At 64.4% G+C, this 19,657-nt stretch carries 16 protein-coding genes and 1 pseudogene; 11 read left to right on the top strand and 6 right to left on the bottom strand.

Annotation, left to right across the window (positions count from 1 at the left end; all coding sequences use genetic code 11):
* Nucleotides 1-294: 294 nt before the first annotated feature.
* The 10 genes from P9255_RS00460 (at nt 295) to P9255_RS00415 (ending at nt 11,644) form a co-directional block, all read left to right on the top strand.
* Nucleotides 295-1,254, top strand: coding sequence for an ABC transporter substrate-binding protein (locus P9255_RS00460; RefSeq protein ID WP_309789018.1), 960 nt, complete (start codon nt 295-297; stop codon nt 1,252-1,254).
* Nucleotides 1,255-1,260: 6 nt separating this feature from the next.
* A complete protein-coding gene (locus tag P9255_RS00455) occupies nt 1,261-2,802 on the top strand; it encodes a sugar ABC transporter ATP-binding protein (RefSeq protein ID WP_309768891.1) in 1,542 nt (513 codons plus the stop codon).
* Nucleotides 2,795-3,850 carry an ABC transporter permease gene (locus P9255_RS00450; RefSeq protein ID WP_309768890.1) on the top strand — a complete coding sequence of 352 codons (1,056 nt, stop codon included), beginning with the start codon at nt 2,795-2,797 and terminating at the stop codon, nt 3,848-3,850. The genes P9255_RS00455 and P9255_RS00450 overlap by 8 nt, the downstream gene beginning before the upstream one ends.
* The gene (yjfF, locus tag P9255_RS00445) at nt 3,850-4,884 is read left to right on the top strand and encodes a galactofuranose ABC transporter, permease protein YjfF (protein WP_309768889.1); all 1,035 of its coding nucleotides are present in this window, start codon (nt 3,850-3,852) and stop codon (nt 4,882-4,884) included. The genes P9255_RS00450 and yjfF overlap by 1 nt, the downstream gene beginning before the upstream one ends.
* Nucleotides 4,885-4,892: 8 nt before the next feature.
* Nucleotides 4,893-5,615 (top strand): FadR/GntR family transcriptional regulator, encoded by a 723-nt coding sequence (locus P9255_RS00440; protein ID WP_309768888.1) that lies wholly within the window; start codon nt 4,893-4,895, stop codon nt 5,613-5,615.
* Nucleotides 5,616-5,818: 203 nt separating this feature from the next.
* The gene (locus tag P9255_RS00435) at nt 5,819-6,265 is read left to right on the top strand and encodes an SgcJ/EcaC family oxidoreductase (protein ID WP_309768887.1); all 447 of its coding nucleotides are present in this window, start codon (nt 5,819-5,821) and stop codon (nt 6,263-6,265) included.
* Nucleotides 6,266-6,420: 155 nt separating this feature from the next.
* On the top strand, nt 6,421-8,802 hold the full coding sequence (locus tag P9255_RS00430) for an EAL domain-containing protein (protein WP_309768886.1): 2,382 nt from the start codon (nt 6,421-6,423) through the stop codon (nt 8,800-8,802).
* A gap of 153 nt (nt 8,803-8,955) precedes the next feature.
* The gene (gene tauA / locus P9255_RS00425) at nt 8,956-9,996 is read left to right on the top strand and encodes a taurine ABC transporter substrate-binding protein (RefSeq protein ID WP_309789017.1); all 1,041 of its coding nucleotides are present in this window, start codon (nt 8,956-8,958) and stop codon (nt 9,994-9,996) included.
* Nucleotides 9,993-10,772 (top strand): ATP-binding cassette domain-containing protein, encoded by a 780-nt coding sequence (locus tag P9255_RS00420; RefSeq protein ID WP_309768884.1) that lies wholly within the window; start codon nt 9,993-9,995, stop codon nt 10,770-10,772. Before tauA ends, P9255_RS00420 begins: the two co-directional genes overlap by 4 nt.
* Entirely contained in the window at nt 10,718-11,644 is a 927-nt protein-coding gene (locus tag P9255_RS00415; RefSeq protein WP_404980223.1) for an ABC transporter permease subunit, read from the top strand. The genes P9255_RS00420 and P9255_RS00415 overlap by 55 nt, the downstream gene beginning before the upstream one ends.
* Here P9255_RS00415 and P9255_RS00410 read toward each other — a convergent pair.
* From P9255_RS00410 to P9255_RS00385, 6 genes and pseudogenes are all read right to left on the bottom strand, one after another.
* The gene (locus tag P9255_RS00410; protein ID WP_309768883.1) at nt 11,641-12,369 is read right to left on the bottom strand and encodes an amino acid ABC transporter permease; all 729 of its coding nucleotides are present in this window, start codon (nt 12,367-12,369) and stop codon (nt 11,641-11,643) included. The genes P9255_RS00415 and P9255_RS00410 overlap by 4 nt on opposite strands.
* Nucleotides 12,366-13,097: an amino acid ABC transporter permease gene (locus tag P9255_RS00405; protein WP_309768882.1), complete on the bottom strand. Its 732-nt coding sequence runs from the start codon at nt 13,095-13,097 to the stop codon at nt 12,366-12,368. Before P9255_RS00405 ends, P9255_RS00410 begins: the two co-directional genes overlap by 4 nt.
* Nucleotides 13,098-13,191: 94 nt before the next feature.
* Nucleotides 13,192-14,010, bottom strand: a complete 819-nt coding sequence (locus tag P9255_RS00400) for an ABC transporter substrate-binding protein (protein ID WP_309768881.1) — start codon at nt 14,008-14,010, stop codon at nt 13,192-13,194.
* A 226-nt stretch (nt 14,011-14,236) separates the two neighbouring features.
* Nucleotides 14,237-14,581 (bottom strand): hypothetical protein, encoded by a 345-nt coding sequence (locus P9255_RS00395; RefSeq protein ID WP_309768880.1) that lies wholly within the window; start codon nt 14,579-14,581, stop codon nt 14,237-14,239.
* A gap of 78 nt (nt 14,582-14,659) precedes the next feature.
* Nucleotides 14,660-16,546: an EAL domain-containing protein gene (locus P9255_RS00390; protein WP_309768879.1), complete on the bottom strand. Its 1,887-nt coding sequence runs from the start codon at nt 16,544-16,546 to the stop codon at nt 14,660-14,662.
* Between the two features lie 55 nt (nt 16,547-16,601).
* Nucleotides 16,602-18,179: pseudogene (locus P9255_RS00385) on the bottom strand (methyl-accepting chemotaxis protein); the annotation flags it as partial.
* A 310-nt stretch (nt 18,180-18,489) separates the two neighbouring features.
* Here P9255_RS00385 and P9255_RS00380 point away from each other — a divergent pair.
* A complete protein-coding gene (locus P9255_RS00380; protein WP_309789016.1) occupies nt 18,490-19,596 on the top strand; it encodes a helix-turn-helix domain-containing protein in 1,107 nt (368 codons plus the stop codon).
* Nucleotides 19,597-19,657: the final 61 nt, after the last annotated feature.

Below are 19,657 nucleotides of genomic sequence, written 5' to 3'. Positions count from 1 at the left end.
CAAGAAACCCGCCGAATCCCGGCGGGTTTTTTTCGTCTGCATGGTTGGCGAGCAATCACACAGATCGTCAGACTATGTCCACCACTGAGCGGGTTTACATCAATAAAAACCGCTTGAAGACATTCATATAGTCTATCTATCTCATCGCCGCGCCGTCGTGGATCGAGCAACCCACATAGCGAGAACAAAGGTCACGCAAGCGGCTACGAGATCGAGAATCCGAGATTCAGACGTGCATTCCACGAGCATTCGAAGACCAAAAAAATCGACAGCGTACGAATGGAGGAAACACCGATGAGACGCCGCACCGTATTGGCCGCGATGGCCGCTGCCTCGTTGAGCGGAATGCTGCCGGCCCTGAGCTTCGCGCAGAAACCTATCGTGCTCGGCTTCGCGCAGGTCGGGGCCGAGAGCGAATGGCGCACCGCGAATACTCAGTCGATCAAGTCGAGCGCGAAGGACGCGGGCATCGACCTGAAGTTCTCCGACGCGCAGCAGAAGCAGGAGAACCAGATCAAGGCGATCCGCTCGTACATTGCGCAGCGCGTGGACGTCATCGCGTTTTCGCCGGTTGTCGAGACGGGATGGGACACCGTGCTCATCGAAGCGAAGAACGCGAAGATTCCCGTCGTGCTGACCGATCGCGCGATCAGCAGCAAGGACGAATCGCTCTATGTGACGTTCATCGGCTCGGACTTCACCGAGGAAGGTCGCAAGGCGGGCCGCTGGCTCGTCAACAAGATGAAGGACAACGCGGGGCCGGTGAATATCGTCGAGCTGCAAGGCACGGTCGGCTCCGCGCCCGCCATCGATCGCAAGAAGGGTTTCGAGGAAATCATCAAGGCGGACCCGAAGTACAAGATCATTCGCTCGCAGACCGGCGACTTCACGCGCGCGAAAGGCAAGGAGGTCATGGAGGCATTCCTCAAGGCCGACGGCAAGAAAATCAACGTGCTCTACGCGCACAACGACGACATGGCCATCGGCGCCATTCAGGCGATCGAAGAAGCCGGCATGAAGCCGGGCAAGGACATCATCATCATTTCCGTCGATGGCGTGAAGGGCGCGTTCGAAGCGATGATGGCCGGCAAGCTGAACGTGTCCGTCGAATGCAGTCCGCTGCTGGGGCCGCAATTGATGGCGGTGGTGAAGGACATCAAGGCAGGCAAGCCCGTGCAGAAGCGCATCGTGACTCAGGAAGGCATCTTCCCGATGGAAGTCGCGGCGAAGGAATTCCCCAACCGCAAGTACTGAGCGACGATGACATCGCCAAGGCCGACGGACGCCGCGCCCGTACTCGAACTGCGCGGCATCGACAAGCGCTTCGCCGGCGTGCACGCCTTGGCGGGCGTGAATCTAACCCTGTATCCGGGCGAGGTTCACGCGCTCATGGGACAGAACGGCGCGGGCAAGTCGACGCTCATCAAGGTGCTCACCGGCGTCGTCAGTCTCGACGCGGGCGAGATCCTGCTCGATGGCCGCGCCATTCGCCCCGGTTCGCCGCAGGAGGCGCAGCGGCTCGGCATCAGCACGGTCTATCAGGAAGTGAATCTCTGCCCTAACCTGTCCGTCGCCGAGAACATTTTCAGCGGATCGTTTCCGCGACGCGGCGCGTTGCACGCGTATCGCATCGATTGGGACGCGACGAATCGGGAGGCTCGCGAGTTGCTCGCGCGCATCGGCCTCGATATCGATGTGACGCGCCTGCTCACGAGCTACTCCGTCGCGGTCCAGCAGATGGTGGCGATCGCGCGTGCGTTGAAGCTGTCATCGAAAGTGCTGATCCTAGACGAACCGACGTCGAGTCTCGACGAAGACGAAGTGCGCCTTCTCTTCGACGTGCTGCGCCGCTTGCGCGCACAAGGCATCGCGATTCTCTTCGTCACGCACTTTCTGAACCAGGTCTATGCGATCTCGGACCGCATCACCGTGTTGCGCAACAGCCGCCTCGTCGGCGCATGGCCTGCGAGCGAACTGAACACGCAAGCGCTGATCGCCGCGATGCTCGGCCGCGAACTGGCCGCCGCACAAGCGCGGCAAGCGCCGCCCGAAGAAGCCGATACCGCATCCACCGACGATGTCCTTCTCGATGCATCGCGCCTCGGGCAGACCGGGCAATTGCAGCCGCTCGACCTGCGCGTGCGCGCGGGTGAGGTCGTCGGTGTGGCGGGCCTGCTCGGCTCCGGACGCACGGAGCTTGCGAGACTGTTGTTCGGCCTGGAAAAGCCCGACCAGGGCGAACTGCGCATCGACGGCGTCCCGGTCGAATTCACGACGCCCGCCCACGCGATCCGGCACGGTCTCGCGTTCTGCCCGGAAGAGCGCAAGGCCGATGGCATCGTCGCGGAGCTGTCGCTGCGCGAGAACATCGCACTCGCGCTGCAGGCGCGGCTCGGCGCGCGGCGCTGCCTCTCGCGCGCGGAGCAGAATGCGCTTGCCGAACGCTTCGTGCGCGCGCTCGGCATCAAGGCCGCGACGCTCGACATGCCGATCGGCCTTCTGTCGGGCGGCAATCAGCAGAAGGCGCTCATTGCCCGATGGCTCGCGACCGAACCGCGCCTGTTGATCCTCGACGAACCCACGCGCGGCATCGACGTCGCGGCGAAACAGGAAATCATGGACGAGATCCTGCGGCTCGCATCGACCGGAATGGCGGTGCTTTTCATCTCGTCGGAGATATCGGAGGTCGTTCGGATTGCCAATCGAATCGTCGTGCTGCGCGACCGGCGCAAGGTCGGCGAACTGCCGGCAGGCACGAGCGAGGACACCGTATGCGAAATGATCGGAGCGGAACATGGATGAGTCCGTGCGACCCAACGCGCTACGCTCGGCGCTCGAACATCGGCTCGGCTGGCCCGTTGTCACGCTTGCGCTGCTGCTTGCGCTGAACGCGGCGTTCAACCCCGGCTTTCTGCATATCGAATGGCGCGACGGCCATTTGTACGGCAGTCTCATCGACATTCTCAATCGCGCGGCGCCGCTCGCGGTCGTGTCGCTCGGCATGACGATCGTGATCGCGACGCGCGGCATCGACATTTCCGTGGGCGCGATCGTCGCCATTGCCGGTGCGGTGGCCGCGTGGGCCATCGGCGGCTCGATTGCGGGCAACGTCACGCGCTTTCCATTGCCCGTCGTGCTGCTGGCGGCGCTCGGCGTCGCGTTGCTGTGCGGCGTGTGGAACGGCCTGCTCGTGGCGCGCGCGGGCATGCAGCCGATCATCGCGACATTGATCCTCATGGTTGCGGGACGCGGCATCGCGCAGCTCATCACGAGCGGTCAGATCATCACGATCTACTATTCCCCGTATTTCTTCTTCGGCGGCGGATATTTTCTCGGCCTGCCAGTGTCGATCCTGATCGTCGCGCTCGTGTTCGTGCTGCTCTATCTCGCCATCACGCGCACGGCGCTCGGGCTGTTTCTTCAGGCCGTCGGCATCAATCCGACTGCCGCGCGCGTCGCAGGCGTGCAGGCGCGGCGGCTCACGCTCGGCGCCTACGCGTTCAGCGGCCTCTGTGCGGGCGTCGCGGGCATACTCATCAGTTCCAACGTGAAGAGCGCCGATGGCAACAACGCCGGCCTGCTGCTCGAACTCGATGCGATCCTCGCCGTCACGCTCGGCGGCACGGCGCTCACGGGCGGACGTTTCACGCTGGCGGGCAGCGTGATCGGGGCGCTCATCATCCAGACGCTCACGTATCTCATCTACTCGCTGGGCGTGCCGCCCGAAGTGAATCTCGTCGTGAAGGCGGTCGTCGTGTTCGCGGTGATGATGCTGCAATCTGGCGAATTCCGCGCCGCCGTCGCGAAGTTCGCGCGCCGCCCCGCCACTTCCGATCGTGAGGTTCACTAATGAATTCGCGCTTGCCAAAGCCGCCGAGTGTGCCGATCGCGCCGAATCACGGCAGCGGCACGCCGCGACGCAATTGCGCGCAGAACCGCTATTTGCCGCTCGCCGCGACGATCGCCCTGTTCATCGCCGTCTCGGTGCTCGGCTCGACGATGTACACGGGCTTTCTCTCGCCGCAGGTCTTTCTCAATCTGCTGATCGACAACGCGTTCCTGATCGTCGTCGCCGTCGGACAGACCTTCGTGATTCTGTCGGGCGGCATCGACCTGTCCGTGGGATCGGTCATCGCGCTGACCACGATGGTCTCCGCTGCGCTCGTCGAGAAGGCGGGCTGGCATCCGCTCGTGGTCATTCCGCTTGTCCTCGCGATGGGCACCGCATTCGGCACGTTCATGGGCTGGCTGATCGCGCGCTTCAGGCTGCAGCCGTTCATCGTGACGCTCGCCGGCATGTTCCTCGCACGCGGGCTGTGCTATCTGATCAGCATCGATTCGATCAGCATCACGCATCCGTGGTATGCGGCCGTATCGCAGATCCGCATACCGGTGACGAGCGATGCATCGCTGTCCATCGGGGCGGTCATTGCGCTCGTGGTCCTCGCCATCGCCGTGTTCGTCGCGCATTACACGCCGTTCGGCCGCTCCATCTATGCGGTCGGCGGCAATCCGCACTCCGCGCTGCTGATGGGCCTGCCGGTGCACGGCGCGACCATCGGCGCGTATGCGTTATCGGGTTTCTGCTCGGCGCTCGGCGGCGTGCTGTTCACGTTCTACATGCTGTCGGGATACGGCCTGCACGCGATGGGGCTCGAACTCGATGCAATCGCCTCCGTCGTCATCGGCGGCACGCTGTTGACGGGCGGTGTCGGCTATGTGATCGGCACGCTCTTCGGCGTGCTGTTGCTCGGCATCATTCAGACGCTGATCTCGTTCGACGGCTCGCTCAGTTCCTGGTGGACGAAGATCGCGGTAGGCGCGCTGCTGCTCGTGTTCTGCCTCTCGCAGCGCGCGTTCGGTCATCGCGCGGCCCCGCGCTGAGGAACGGCATGGACTATCGCCATCCCTTGCCCCGCAAGAGCATGCACGCGCGCATCGTGCAGGAGCTCGGCATCGAAATCGTGAGCGGCAGGCTCGCACCGGGCGAGCGGTTGCCCGCGGAAGCCAAGCTGTGCGAGGCCTATGGCGTGAGCCGTCCCGTGCTGCGCGAAGCGACGCGCGTGCTGGTCGCGAAGGGACTCGTGCTGTCGAAGCCGCGCCTCGGCAGCATCGTGCGGCCGCGCGACGAATGGCACATGCTCGATCCCGATGTGCTCTTCTGGACCATGAACAGCGTGAACGAAGGCGCGTTCTTCCGCTCGCTGCTGGTCGTGCGGAGAATCATCGAGCCGGCTGCGGCGGCGCTCGCGGCATCGAACGCAACGGACGACGACCTCGCGCGCATTCGCGATGCCTTCGAGCGCATGTCACATGCCGACACGCCCGAAGCGCTGCTCGCACCCGACCTCGACTTTCATCGCGCGATCATGTCGGCGACGCACAACGACATGCTGACGTACATCGGGCATATGCTGTCGCTCGCGCTGTCGGAGTCGATCAAGCTGACGAGCCGGCATCCGGACACGCACGCGCTCTCGCTGCCCCGTCACAAGGCCATCCTCACCGCGATCATCAATCGCGATCCGCTCGGCGCGCGTCATGCGAGCCTCGTGCAACTGGACAACGCGCAGGCGGATGCGGAAAACGTGCTGTCGGCGGTCTATCAGGAGTAGCCGCGCAGCATCGCCAGCACGCGCAAGTCCCGTGCGTGCCGTGCGAACGTTCATGCCTCGAACTTCCCTTAATTGCTTACCCCGTTGCGCGCTTTCTATACTTCGTGCGCCAACAGACTGCAGGCATCGCCGCACGCCGCTTACGGCAGCGTCTCGCATTGTCGGTACTTCTACGTACGACGAAACAATCATGGAGACAAGCGATGAAGAAGACGATTGCGTGCCTGAGCGCCTGCGCAGCGCTGTTCGTGGCCGCGCCGTATTCCGTGCATGCCGCGGAAGACGCGACAGTGGAAAAGGCCAACGCGGCCTGGGACAAGACGTTCAACAGCGGGGACGCGAAAAAGCTCGCCTCGCTGTATGACGAGAACGCGGTGGTATCGCCGGGAAATGGCAAGACGGTCAAGGGCCGCGCCGATATCGAAAAACTGTTCGACGGCTATTTCAAGGCAGGCGTCGGCCACCACACGACGGATGTGGTTCATGCGCGCCGCGTCGGCAACGTCATGTACGAGACCGCCAACTGGACCGCCGTCGCCGATAAGGACGGCAAGAAGACGCAGTACCAGGGCGTGCTGCTCAAGGTGATGACCAGGAGCAGCGACGGACAGTGGCGCACGACCGCGCATACGTGGAACGCGGCGCAGTGAAGCGGCCCCGTGTGGAAAAGGATCGGCGCTGCCGCCGATCCTTCGCGCGATCACCCTAAAGCATCGCGCCTTCGCGACGTAAACCAGCTATAGCCTCTCTCGGCCACTTCGGGCCGAGCGGCTGCTCGTCCACCGCACGTCGGTATCGCCTGCACATGTCTCAAACCACTCGTCCCGGAGCTTCGGCAGCCATCCCTTTTCGCGGCGATACACCGCGAAGCCCGTCGTCCGCCCGTAACCAGGGTTTCCTGTCGTTCTTCCTCTCGACGCGCACGAGAAGCGCCGCGGCGCTGCCGCTCGCGAGCGTCGCGCAGATTTTTCTCGCAGCCGTGGGCGCGTGGGCGCTGGCCTGGTTCGCGCTGGCATCGGTATCGGAGGAAGCGGCCTTCTGCATCGGCGCGGGCGCTGCCATGCTCGTGCTCATGGCGGGGCTGCGTCACGCGCGACGTGACCATGCGCGCGCGAACGCGACATCGGCGCTCGCCAAAGCCCTGCTCGACGCCAACCGCGAATGCCTGAAGCTGCTCGACGCCGACGGCCGCATGTTGCGCATCTCCGAATATGGCGCCGAACTGATGCAGGCGAGCAGGCCCGAACAACTCGCCGGCGCGAACTGGCTCGGCTTCTGGTCCGGCGATGAGGCGAATACCGCCCGCAACGCGTTCGACGCCGCGCTCAACGGCTCGCGCAGCGCATTCGTGGGATCGTGTCCGACGACGGCCGGCGTGCCGAAGACGTGGCAATCGCGCCTGATCCCGATTGACGACGGCCGCGGCGGCACGCGAGCGATCCTTTGCGCATCGCTCGACATCACGCACGAAGCGGAACTCGCCGCCGACCTGCGCGCGAAAGAGCTGCTCATGTCCGAAATGGAAGCGCATGTCGGGCTCTGCTTCTACTCTTACAGCGCGGATTTCAGCTACTTTCATCATGTGAGTGCGGGCTGCAAGTCCGTCTTCGGCATCGACGCACGAGCGATGCGCGAATGCCCGCAAGGATGGATCGAACTCGTGTTGCCGGAGGACCGGCCGACGCTTCAGGCGGCGATGCACCGCATCGCGCAACTCAAGACCGGCGGCCGCGCGCGATACCGCATTCAACATCCGGCCGGAGGCGTCCGCTGGATTCAAAGCACCGGCAATCCGGTGCTCGATGCGAGCGGCAATGTCGTGCGCGTCGTCGGCATCAGCGAGGACATCACCGTCGAACAGGAACGCCTCGCGGAACTCGACCGCCTGGCTTTCTCGGATTCGCTGACCGGCCTCGCGAACCGCGGCGCGCTCGTGCTCCAGATCGAGGAGCGTTGCCGGCGCAACGCCGCGTTTGCGCTGATGTTCATCGACCTCGACCGCTTCAAGGTGCTCAACGATACGCTCGGCCACACCGCCGCCGACCGTCTGCTCAAGTCACTGAGCGAACTGATTCAGGCCGCGTTGCCGCGCGACGCCGTTCTCGCCCGCCTCGGCGGCGATGAGTTCGCGGTCCTGATCGATGATGCTTCGGACAAGCAACGCCTGGCCGGCATCGCAAAGAATATTCTGGCCGCGCTCGCGCGATCCGCCGAACCGTCGCGCGCGGATGCGTTCGTCACGGCCTCCATCGGCATCTCGGTGTATCCGGAGAACGGCGCCGATCACGAGACGCTCCTGACGAGCGCGGACATCGCCATGTATGCCGCGAAGAAGGCCGGCCGCAATGGCTTCTCGTTCGCGGACAAGGAGTCGACCGAGCGCATCGTCGATTTCAAGCTGGAGCGCGACTTGCCCGCCGCGCTCGCGAAACGCGAGTTCCTTCTGCACTATCAGGCAATACACGAGCCGCGCACGCTCGAAGTGCGCAGCGTCGAAGCGCTGATTCGCTGGCGGCATCCGACGCGCGGGCTGGTGTCGCCGGGCGTGTTCATTCCGATCCTCGAAGAAACGGGCTTCATCAACGAGATCGGCGCATGGGTGATGGACGAAGCGCTGCGCCAGCTCGCGCTCTGGCGAGGCGCGGGCGCGCATTCGCTCGGCGTGTCCGTGAACGTGTCGTCGCGACAGTTGCGCGATGCGGCGATCGTCGAGGTCGTCAACGATGCGCTGAGCCGCTACGCGTTGCCGGCGTCGAGCCTGCAGGTCGAGCTGACCGAAAGCGCGTTGATGGAGAACCCCGCGCTCGCGCAGCGCACGTTGTCCGCGTTGAAGGCGCTGGGCGTGCGTATCGCGATCGACGATTTCGGCACCGGCTATTCGAGCCTGCGTTATCTCGCGGATTTCTCGCCGGACACGCTGAAGATCGATCGGTCGTTCGTCGCGCGGCTGCAGGACGATCGCGCGACGCGCAGCATCGTGAGCGGGATTATCCAGATGGCGCGCACGCTCGGTGTCAGCGTCACCGCCGAAGGCGTGGAGCAGACGGGTCAGCTCGAGTTGCTGCGCGAGTCTGCGTGCGACCTCGTGCAAGGCTTCCTGTTGAGCCGGCCGGTTGCACCGGAACAAGTGCTGGGGTTGTCGATCGACGGCACATGCAAGATCGGTTCGCCGAACGAACGGCCATAGTCCCCGCATCGCGCCGGGGCCACGCGCCATCGGCCACGCAAGTCATCACAAGCAACGCACCTGCGTTCTGATTTGCTACGCACGAATCATTCGAAGCCGCGGCAGACAAAGTGCTTATATTCATAAGCTCGTCCACGACCTTCGCCCCGCTCCATGAAATCCATGCTTCGCCTTCTCGCACGGCCCATCGCCGGCGCGCTTTCATTCGCGATCACCGTCACGCTCATCGCGACGCCCGCAGCCGCGCGCGCCGACACGCGCGAAGTCGTGATCGGCTATCAGGACATGGTCGTCCCGTGGCGCTATGCGCAGGCAAGCGGTGCGGTCGAGAAGGCGACCGGCTACAAAGTCACGTATCGCAAGCTCGGCAGCGGCGCGGATGTCATTCGTGCGCTCGCATCGGGATCGATACAACTGGGCGAAGCAGGATCGAGCCCGATCGCGGCGGGGTTGTCGCAAGGCGTCAACCTGTCGCTCTTCTGGATTCTCGACAACATCAACGACGCCGAAGCGCTCGTCGTGCGCAACGGCTCGGGCGTGACCAGACTCGCCGATCTCAAGGGCAAGACGCTCGGCCTGCCGTATGTGTCGACCTCGCATTTTCATGCGCTCGTCGCGTTGCAGCAGGCAGGCGTCGATCCCGCGTCGGTGAAGATCGTCAATCTGCGTCCGCCCGAAGTCGCCGCGGCGTGGGAGCGCGGGAACATCGATGCGACCTATATCTGGGACCCTGTCCTCGCGAAAGTGAAGCAGAACGGCAAGGTGCTGATCACGTCCGGCGATGTCGCGAAGGAAACCGGCAAGGCCACGTTCGACGGCTTCGTCGCGTCGCGCAAGTTCGCGCAGGACAACGCCGCGTTCATGGCCGGGCTCGTGAAAGTGCTCGCCGATACCGACGCCCAATACCGCGATCACAAAGCCGACTGGAGCGCCGGCTCGAAACAGGTGCAGGCCGTGGCTCAGGAATCCGGCGCGGCCGCCGCCGACGTTCCCGCGAGCCTCGCGCTGTATGCGTTCCCGAGCGCCGCCGAACAGGCATCGCCGACGTGGCTCGGCGGCGGGCAGCAATCGGGCGCGGCCAGATCGCTTACCGCGACCGCGCAATTCCTCAAGCAGCAAGGCACGATTCAGAACGTGCTCGCCGATTATTCGACGGGCGTCGATCCGCGCTTCGTGCAACAGGCCGCGAAATGACATCGCTCTCGATCCGCAATCTCGGCGTCACCTATGAAGGCGCGAGCGCGCCCGCGCTCGCGGGCGTCGACTTGCACATCGGCAGCGGCGAGTTCGTCGTCGCGCTGGGCGCATCGGGGTGCGGCAAGACCACGCTGCTCAACTGCCTCGCAGGCTTCCTCGCGCCGACCGAAGGCGACGCCTCGCTCAACGGCGAAGCCATCGTCGGGCCGGGCGCGGAACGTGGCGTCGTGTTTCAGAAACATGCGCTGATGCCGTGGCTCGACGTGCTCGATAACGTCGCGCTCGGCCTGCGCTTTCGCGGCGTCAGGCGTGCGGAGCGGCAGGAGATTGCGCGGCGCACGCTCGCGCTCGTCGGGCTCGCGCAATACGAACGCGCGAAAGTCCACGCGTTGTCGGGCGGCATGCAGCAGCGCGTGGGTATCGCGCGTGCGCTGGCAAGCGATCCCGAAGTCCTGTTGATGGACGAACCGATGGGCGCGCTCGACGCCCTCACGCGCGAGAACGTGCAGGAGCTGGTGCTGGATGTCTGGTCGCGCACCGCGAAGACGGTCTTCTTCATCACGCATAGCGTCGAGGAAGCGTTGTTCCTCGCCACGCGGCTCGTGCTGATGACGCCGGGGCCCGGGCGCATCGAGGAAGTGCATGAACTGCCGTTCTCGCGCGAATACGTGCGCAACCGCGATGCGCGCGCGGTGAAGTCGTCGCCTGCGTTCATCGAATGGCGCGAGCGCCTCACGCGCCGGCTGCATCGTCCCGTCGCGGAGGCCATGTGACGCAGCCCGTTCAGAACGCGCCGCTGTCTCATCGCGCAGTCACGCCGCATGGGCGCACTGTCGCCGCCAGGCAGCGCCCCGCGCGATATCGCGGCATGCCGGGCGCAGGCCCGACTGCCGCATGGAGCATCGCGTGCGTCGTCGCGATGGCCGCGCTGTGGTGGACGGCCACGCATCTGCACTGGCTGCCGCCGCTCTTCCTGCCATCGCCGGAAGCCGTGTGGCAAGCGTTCGTCGATGCCGTGCATGGCCGCCTGCAAGGCGGTCTGCCGCTGTCCGAACATCTGTTATGGAGCGCGTTCCGGGTGTTCGGCGCCTTCGCGCTCGCGGTCGTCACGGCCGTGCCGGTCGGCCTGCTGATGGGCGTGAGCCGCATTGCGCACGGCTTGCTCGATCCGCCGCTCGAGTTCTATCGGCCGCTGCCGCCGCTCGCGTATCTGCCGCTCGTCGTGATCTGGTTCGGTATCGATGAGACCGCGAAGATCGTCGTCATCTGGCTCGCATGTTTCGCACCGATCGCGATGGCCGCGCGAGCCGGCGTGCGAAGCGCGACCGCCGAACAGGTCAATGCGGCCTGGTCGCTCGGCGCGAACTTTCGGCAAGTCGTGTGGCATGTCGTGCTGCCCGCCGCCTTGCCGGAGATTCTCACGGGCCTGAGAATCGCCGTCGGCTTCGGCTGGACCACGCTCGTCGCCGCGGAAATGGTCGCCGCGACCGCGGGCCTCGGGCAGATGGTCCTCAACGCATCGAGCTTCTTGCGCACGGATGTGGTGGTGATGGGCATCGTGTTGATCGGCGCTATCGCGTGGGTGTTCGACTTCGGCATGCGTGCGCTCGAACGCCGGCTCGTACCCTGGAAAGGCCGGCACTAAGCGCGGGTCCGGATCGTCGCCGCAGCGCGCGACTCGTTGCGCGGCGCTCGCTTCTTGCGGACGACGAGAAAGCGATTGGCCGTCCATTGCAGCGCGCCGCACAGCGTCAGATACACGACGCCGACGAGCAGGAATATCTGCGCGGGATACACCATGAGCCGGTTATTGAGCTGATTGGCGAGGAACGTGAATTCCGGCACGCCGACGATGTACGCAAGCGACGTATCCTTGATGAGCGACACCCATTGATTCACGAACGACGGCATCATCACGCGCACCGCCTGCGGCAGGACGATTTCGCGCAACGCCTGCCATCGTGTGAGTCCGAGCGACAGCGCAGCCTGCCATTGACCCTCGCCCACCGATACGATGCCCGCATGGACCGAATGCGACAGATACGCGCCGCCAATCAGCGCGAGCGCGCATATCACGGTCGCGAGACCCGGCACGTTCACGTGCAGAAGAATCGGCATCAGGAAGAAGGTCCAGAAAATCAGCATCAGCACCGGAATCGCGCGGAAGAAGGCGACGATCGCGGTCAATGCGAGATGCGCCATGCCGCGCGTCATGGCCAGCGCGACGCCGCCCGCCAGACCCGCGATGGCCGCGAGCAACGCCGACGACACCGACAGCACCACCGTCAGCGCGACGCCGCCGAGCGGACCTGCGGGGAATGCGCCGAGCAGCAGATAGCGCAACGTGGGAAGCCATGCGAAGTCGCTCATGCGTGGCCTCGCTGCAATGCGCGCACGCCGGTGCGTTGCCAGAGCACGAGTGCCACTTCGATGATCGCGATGGTCAGCACGTAAAGCAGCGTGGCCGCGCCGAACGCTTCGAACGTCTTGAACGATTCGGTATCGACCTGACGCGACATATACGATAGTTCCGCGACGCCGATCGCCATCGTGAGCGAGGAATTCTTCACGGCATTCATGTACTGGCCCGCGAGCGGCGGCGTGGCGATGGAGAGCGCCTGCGGCAGAATCACGTGACGCAGGGTCATGTAGCGCCCCATGCCGAGCGCAGCGGCCGCCTGTTCCTGCGCCACGCTCACGCCGCGCATGCCGGCGCGAAATTCTTCCGCGATGAACGCGGTCGTGTAGCACGTGAGGCCGATCCATCCCGCGAAGAGTTCGAAGCTCGGCCATCGCAACGTAAGGCTTCCGAACGATACCGCATGCGGCGTGTTGAGCCATGTCATCCAGTCGGCGGGCAACAGGGCCGCTGCGCCGAAGTACCAGAAAAGCAGTTGCACGAGCAGCGGCGAATTGCGGAACACGAAGACATAGAGCGCAGCGGCGCGCGCGATCATCGGATTGCGTGCGGTGCGGGCGATGGCGATCACGAAGCCCAGCAGCGTCGCGCAAACAGAGGCGCAGGCGGACAGCAGCAGCGTGACGGCGAAGCCCTGTCCGAGCCACGCGATGTAGCGGGGGTCGAGCCAGTTATGCATGAGTGACGGTGGAAGCATCGTTGGACGAGGAAAACGCAAAGCCCGGACCGCTCGCAGCGCAAGCGGTCCGGGCCGTATCGAAGCCAGCGCGGCTTCAGCTCTTCTGCGGATCGCCGATCTTGAAGAGTCGCGGCAGCGGTGCGGCGCTCTTCGGGCCGAACCACGTGTCGTAGATCTTCGCGGCGTTGCCATCGGCTTCGAGCTGCCTGAGCGTGCCGTTTACCGCATCGAGCAGCCGCGTTTCGCCCTTCGGCACGCCAACGCCTTCATAGTCGTTCGAGATCGTGAAAGCGGAGATTTCGTAGTTCGCCTTGTCCGGCACGCGCGCGAGCAAGGCGACGAGCTTCGGTCCGTCTTGCGTGATCGCCTGCACATTGCCCGTGCGCAGCGCCGCGAACGCAAACGGTGTGTCGTCATACGCGACGATCGTCGCACTCGGGAACTGCGCGCGGACCTGTTGCTCGTTGGTGGTTCCCTTGTCCGCGCCGATGCGCAGGCTGTTCAGTTGCTCCGGTGACTTCAACACGCCCTTCTTCGCGATGAACTGCGTGCCCGATGCGAAGTACGGCGTGCTGAAATCGACTTCCTTCTTGCGCTCGTCGGTAATGGTGAAGTTGGCGAAGACGAGGTCCACCTTCCCCGACTTCAGGAAGGCAATACGGTTCGCGGGATTGGTCGGCTGAATCTCCAGCTTGACGCCGAGGCTCTGCGCGACGGCGCGTGCGTAGTCCACATCGAGGCCGACGATATGGTTGTCTTTCGGATCGACATAGCCGAACGGCGGATTGCTGTCGAACGCGGCGACGCGCAAAACGCCGGCCTTCCTGATGTCGTCGAGACGATCCGCCTGTGCCGCATGCGACGCCACGATCAGCAGTGCGCCAAGCACTGCACCCCAGGTTCTCGTTTTCATTCTGCTGTTCCTTCGGTTCTTTTTGCGAGGCTTGCACTTTAACGATGCATGGCGCCCGCGTGAACGAAGGAATTGTCAGGTGCAAAGCGATTCGGGAGATATGCGTGGCACGGCCTCGGCTGATGACCAGGGCGGCTCGATGATGGCGGCGCGCGGTCTGCCTCGCCGACCATACGGCAACTTCCCGCGCGCTGAAGACAGGTTATGGGTTTTCTGAAGTGCCGGCTTACGCTTCGCCGGTCTTCGGCGCCGCTGTCACTGCATCGATCGTGCGCCCGCCTGCTTGCTGCAGGATCGACTCGACGTCTTTCGCGCGCGCCTCTTCCACCCGCGCGGTAAGAATGAAGCGCGACACCTCGCCCTGATGCCTGAATCGCGCGTCATATTCTTCGTTCCAGCCGATGGACTCGGTGCTGTCGCCTGTCAGAAAGTTGCCGCGCACCGGCCCGGCTTCGTCCGCCTGGAAGTTCAACTCGACTGCATCGGTCGCAACGCCCGACTGCACGAGCGCGTCGCGTGCCTGTTCCGCAGCTTCCATGGATTGAAATACACGTGCGATCATCGTTTCCAATTGAGCCTCCTTCTGTGCCCCTCGATTGGGCGGCATGACAGCGCTGCACGCAATACGCATGCCGCACGGAGAGTGGCGTCAGGAACTCGCGCTCGTGCGCAGGTACGCGTCGATGTTCGCGGCCGGCATCGGCCTCGCGAAGTAGTAACCCTGAATCGCCGCGCCGCCGAGTTCGCGCACGATACGCAACTGATCCGTCGTCTCGACGCCCTCGATGATGCATGTCACGCCGAGGTCATGGCACAGCGTGATCAGCGATCGCACGATGTTCCTGCTTCGCGGATTCGCTTCGATATCGCCGATGAAACGCTTGTCGATCTTGAGTTTGTTGAACGGCAACGCGTGCACATAGCTGAGGCTGGAATAGCCGGTGCCGAAGTCGTCGAGCGAGATGCGTACGCCCACGGCCTGCAACAGCGCCATGTTCGCGTTCGTCTGCACGAAGCTGTGCAGCAACGCCGTTTCCGTGAGTTCGATGGCGACGCGATGCGGCGGCACGCGGCTCGCCTTGATGATCTCGATGAGCCTGCGGGTGCGGATCTCGCTCGAGATATCGTAGGGCGAGACGTTGAACGAAAGATGCACGTCCTCCGGCCACAGCTCCGCAGCGGCGAGCGACTTCTGCAGCAGAATCGGCGTGAGTTCGGCGATGATGCCCGCCTGCTCCGCAATTGGAATGAAGGTGCCGGGCGGCACCGCGCCGAGCACGGGACTTTGCCAGCGCGCGAGACTTTCGAGCGCGAGCGTGCGTTTCGACTGCGCATCGACGATGGGCTGAAACACGGGATAGAACTCGTCGGCAAGATTTGCGCTGCGCAACGCCTGCTCGACCGCGCCCTGTTCCTTCAGCAACTGCTCGTGTTCCACCGAGAACATCACCGAGCGCGATCGACCCGAACGTTTCGCGTGATACAGCGCATAGTCGGCGCGTTCGTAGAGCAGATCGGCGGTCGCGGCCGCGTTCGGGTAGACCGCGAAGCCGATCGAGCATCCGACCGATGTCGTCAGGTTGCCCACGGTGATCGGCCTGCTCACCGTCTGAATGATGACCTCGGCGGATGCGAGCAGCGCGGCTTCGTCGGCATCGGTGACGATGAAAGCGAACTCGTCGCCCCCGACCCGCGCGAGCAACGCGCTATGACTCGATACCCCCTCGATGCGCCGCGCGATTTCCGCGAGCACATGATCGCCCACGCGATGCCCGTGCGTGTCGTTGACGGGTTTGAATCCATCGAGATCCACGATGCCGACCGCAACCGACCGTTTCGTTACCGTGGCGCTGGCGATGGATGCCTGCAGCTCTTCGAAGAACTGGCGGCGGTTCGGCAGCCCGGTGAGCATGTCGAGATTCGCGAGCCACACATTTTCCCTGCTGAGCTGGGATGTTTCGGCTTCCGAACGAATCAGGTTCGCGAAGTCGCGCTGGTAGCCGAACATCACGATGCTCATCAGCCCGACGGTGATCGCGATGTCAACTGCGGATGCCGTCGCGCCGATATCGCCCATGCACAGCATGAAGCCGATGAACGGCAGCATCATCGCGAAAGCGACGAGCGCGGCCGCCGCGCGAAGGTGCATCAGGCAGAAGAAGCCTGCCATCGTCGAAGCGACGATCTGCATCAGAATGAAGTACTTCGCGTGCACGTCGGCGTATTTGAAGAGCATCACGTCGACGCCCATCGCGACGAGCGCGCAGACGATGAGCACGGTCGTCGCGCGCGCGAGATGCCGGCGCGCTTGCGCATCGGTCAGTTCGTCGTGGCGATGATCGAGCCACCACCATCCCCGCCACGCGAGCAGGACGATAAAAATGCCCGGAACGCCGAGCGCGAGCCACGCGGGCGCGCGGTGCGCGAACACGAACATGACCGACAGCATCGTGACTGCAAGCGATGCGTAGAACGGCGGGATCTTGGCTGCAAACGATCTGAACTGCGCGGTGGCGACGCCTGGCGGCGTCTTCATCTCGTGATGCACGACTACCTCTCAGTATTGCGATTCGCGGGCCGCGCGCGGGTCATGCACGAGCGTGTTCGATGCGAAACTGCGAGACGGTTCGCGACAGGTGCCGCCCCTGATCGTCGAGCGCCTGAGAAGCGGCCGCGGCCTGTTCGACGAGCGCGGCGTTCTGCTGCGTGACGCGATCCATCTGCGCAATCGCCTGATTGACCTGCTCGATGCCGCGGCTCTGTTCCCCGGAGGCCGCGGCGATCTCGTCCATGATGTCGGATACGCGCGCCACCGCGCGGAGCACGTCGCTCATGGTGGCGCCCGCATCCTGCGCGAGCACGAAGCCCGCTTCCACTTTCGCCACCGACGCGCCGATCAGCTCCTTGATCTCCTTGGCCGCGTGCGAGGAACGCTGCGCGAGCGAGCGCACTTCGGATGCCACGACGGCGAATCCGCGCCCTTGCTCACCCGCGCGCGCCGCCTCGACTGCCGCGTTCAGCGCGAGGATGTTGGTCTGGAATGCGATGCCTTCGATGATCCCGATGATGTCCGCGATCCTGAGCGAACTCTCGCTGATGGCGGTCATCGTCTCGACGACGCGCGTCACCACTGCGTTGCCCTGCTGCGCGACGTGCGACGCGTTCGCCGACAGCGTGCTCGCCTGCTGAGCGTTGTCGGCATTCTGCCGAACCGTTGACGTCAGTTCTTCCATGCTCGCCGCCGTTTCCTGCAGCGACGACGCCTGCTCTTCCGTGCGCGCGGAGAGATCGGCGTTGCCGGAGGCGATCTGCATCGAACCGGTCGCGATGCCGTCGGCGGCCATGCGTACCTCGCCGATCAGCGTGACGAGGCTCTTCTGCATGGCGTCCATCGACGAGAGCACGCTGCCTGCGGGCGCCGCGCGCGTCATGCCGACCGGACTGAGATCGCCCGAAGCAACGCGCTGCGTGATTTCCTTGAGCGTGGCCGGCTCGGTGCCGAGCGCGCGCGTGAGTCCGCGCGTGATGACGACGCCCGCCAGCACCGCAGCCGCGACGGCGCCGAGGCAGATGGCCGCGAGAATCTGCAACTGCACCGCATAGTGTTCGTGCGCGTCGGCCACGAGCGCTTCGGCGCGCCGATGCGTGTGGCGCGAGTAAGCGTCGGTGGCGCCGACCAGCGCGGCCAGCAGCGGGCGGCATTCGTCGTTGATCTTGCGTACCGCTTCGTCCTGCCGGTGCTCGCTCGCGAGTTCGACGATGGATTGCGCGACCGGCGCATAGAGCGCTTCGACGCGGTTGATTTCGGCGACGAGCGAGCGTGCTTCGTCGGTCGTATCCGTGGCGGACGCGATCATCGCGCTCAGCTTGCCGAGGTTCGCGGTGACGTCCGCCTGCGCGCGTGCTTCCGCCGCCTTCTCCAGCGCGAAATCGGCGGGCGTCGACACGAGCGCCATGTTGCGCGCGGCGATTGCGCGCCGGTCAACTGCGGCGCGAACCTGCTCCGCCATCGCGGCCCGCGCATTGGCGCCTTCGACATAGCCGGTGAAGCGCCGGTTCGCATCGCCGAGCGCGTTGATCGATACCGCCGATACGATCAGCACGACGCCCGTGAGAAAGCTGAATGACAAGGCGAGCTTCGCCTTGATCGACATGGTCTTGAGATTCATGGTGTTGTTGTGTAGTGCGCCGTGGTCCGCGGCGTGCGGGAGATGCGTACCCGCTGCATTATCGAGACTTTCCGTTTTTATCAATTTTCGCCGTCTTGCTCTTCGGCTCGATGGAAGCCATAATTACCGACACACCGCACAACCGTTGGTAATTGCGACCGATGACCGCAGAAGACAGCGAGATAAGCGCGTTAAGCGTAGATTTAACTGAAGAACAGCGCAAGCGGAAAATTGCCGTTTCTATCAAATTCGGCGATTGTGCTTTAAGCCGAAGCCAGCTATCGTTTGCGCCCTCAACGCAAGGAGCCTCATGTCATCGAACGACGATCCCATCCTGACGACCCGCGACGCGGCGGCCATTCTCGGCGTATCGGTCAAGACGGCGCAAACGTGGATCGAGCAGGGGATGATCGAATCGTGGAAGACGCCGGGCGGGCATCGTCGCGTGCGTACGAGCGCGGTCATCGCGCTGCGCGACCAGCTCGGCAATGGGCGGCAGCCTGCGGCGCGCGTCGAGAATGCGATTGCGCTCGTGGTGGCGTCGGATGCGGCGTTGCCGGCCTATCTGGAGGCGGTGGCTGCGGCGGGCCTGCGCGGCATCGGCCAGAGCGATCCGTTCAACGCGATGCTCGATGCGGGCGTCGCGATGCCGGCTGTCATTGCAATCGAGCTGATGCGCGGCGACTGGGAACGTCTGTCGATGGCGCGGCGTCTGCTCCAGTCGCGCGATCTCGGGCATATGCGGATGCTCATCGTGACCGACATGAGCAGCGCGCAACTCGAAGCGGATCTCGGAAGGCTGTCGCGCGTGACGGTGCTGCAGACGCCCGCCGACCGCGCTGCGTTCACGGCGGCGCTGATGCGGTGCCTCGCACTTACGCCGCCCGATGATGCTGCATCGTCCTATCCGATTGCCGCGAACGAGGAGGCGCGCGTGCAGGCCGTGGCGCGCACGGGGCTCGTCGATACGGTCAACGAGCCCGAATTCGACGAGATCGTTCAACTCACGGCCGAGATATTGCGCGTGCCGATCAGCCTGATGACGCTGTTGACGCCGGATCGTCAATGGTTCAAGGCGCGGTGGGGACTCAACGCGCAAGAGACGCCGCGGCCGTGGGCGTTCTGCAATTTCACGATCATGCAGAACGATGTGTTCGTCGTCGACGATGCCGCCGCCGATGTGCGATTCAACGCGAATCCGCTCGTGACCGGCGAGCCGCGCATCCGGTTCTATGCGGGCGCGCCTTTGCGCGATGCTCAGGGGAATGCGCTTGGGGCGCTGTGCGGCATCGACCGGCAGCCGCGTGTGATCGATGCGGTGCAGAAGCGGCGGCTAGTCAATCTCGCGGGGCTTGCGTCGGACCGGATCGCGCTGGTGACGCGGCGGCGGGCGGAGCGGTGGAACAAGGCGGGGTGACGCTGTGGCGCGCGATCGTTCGCTCGTTGAGAAAGCTCGACGAGCGAATGAATCGCGATTT

The organism is Caballeronia sp. LZ019, from assembly GCF_031450825.1.
Classification (GTDB): Bacteria; Pseudomonadota; Gammaproteobacteria; order Burkholderiales; family Burkholderiaceae; genus Caballeronia.
This window is presented reverse-complemented; position numbering and strand designations above follow the sequence as displayed.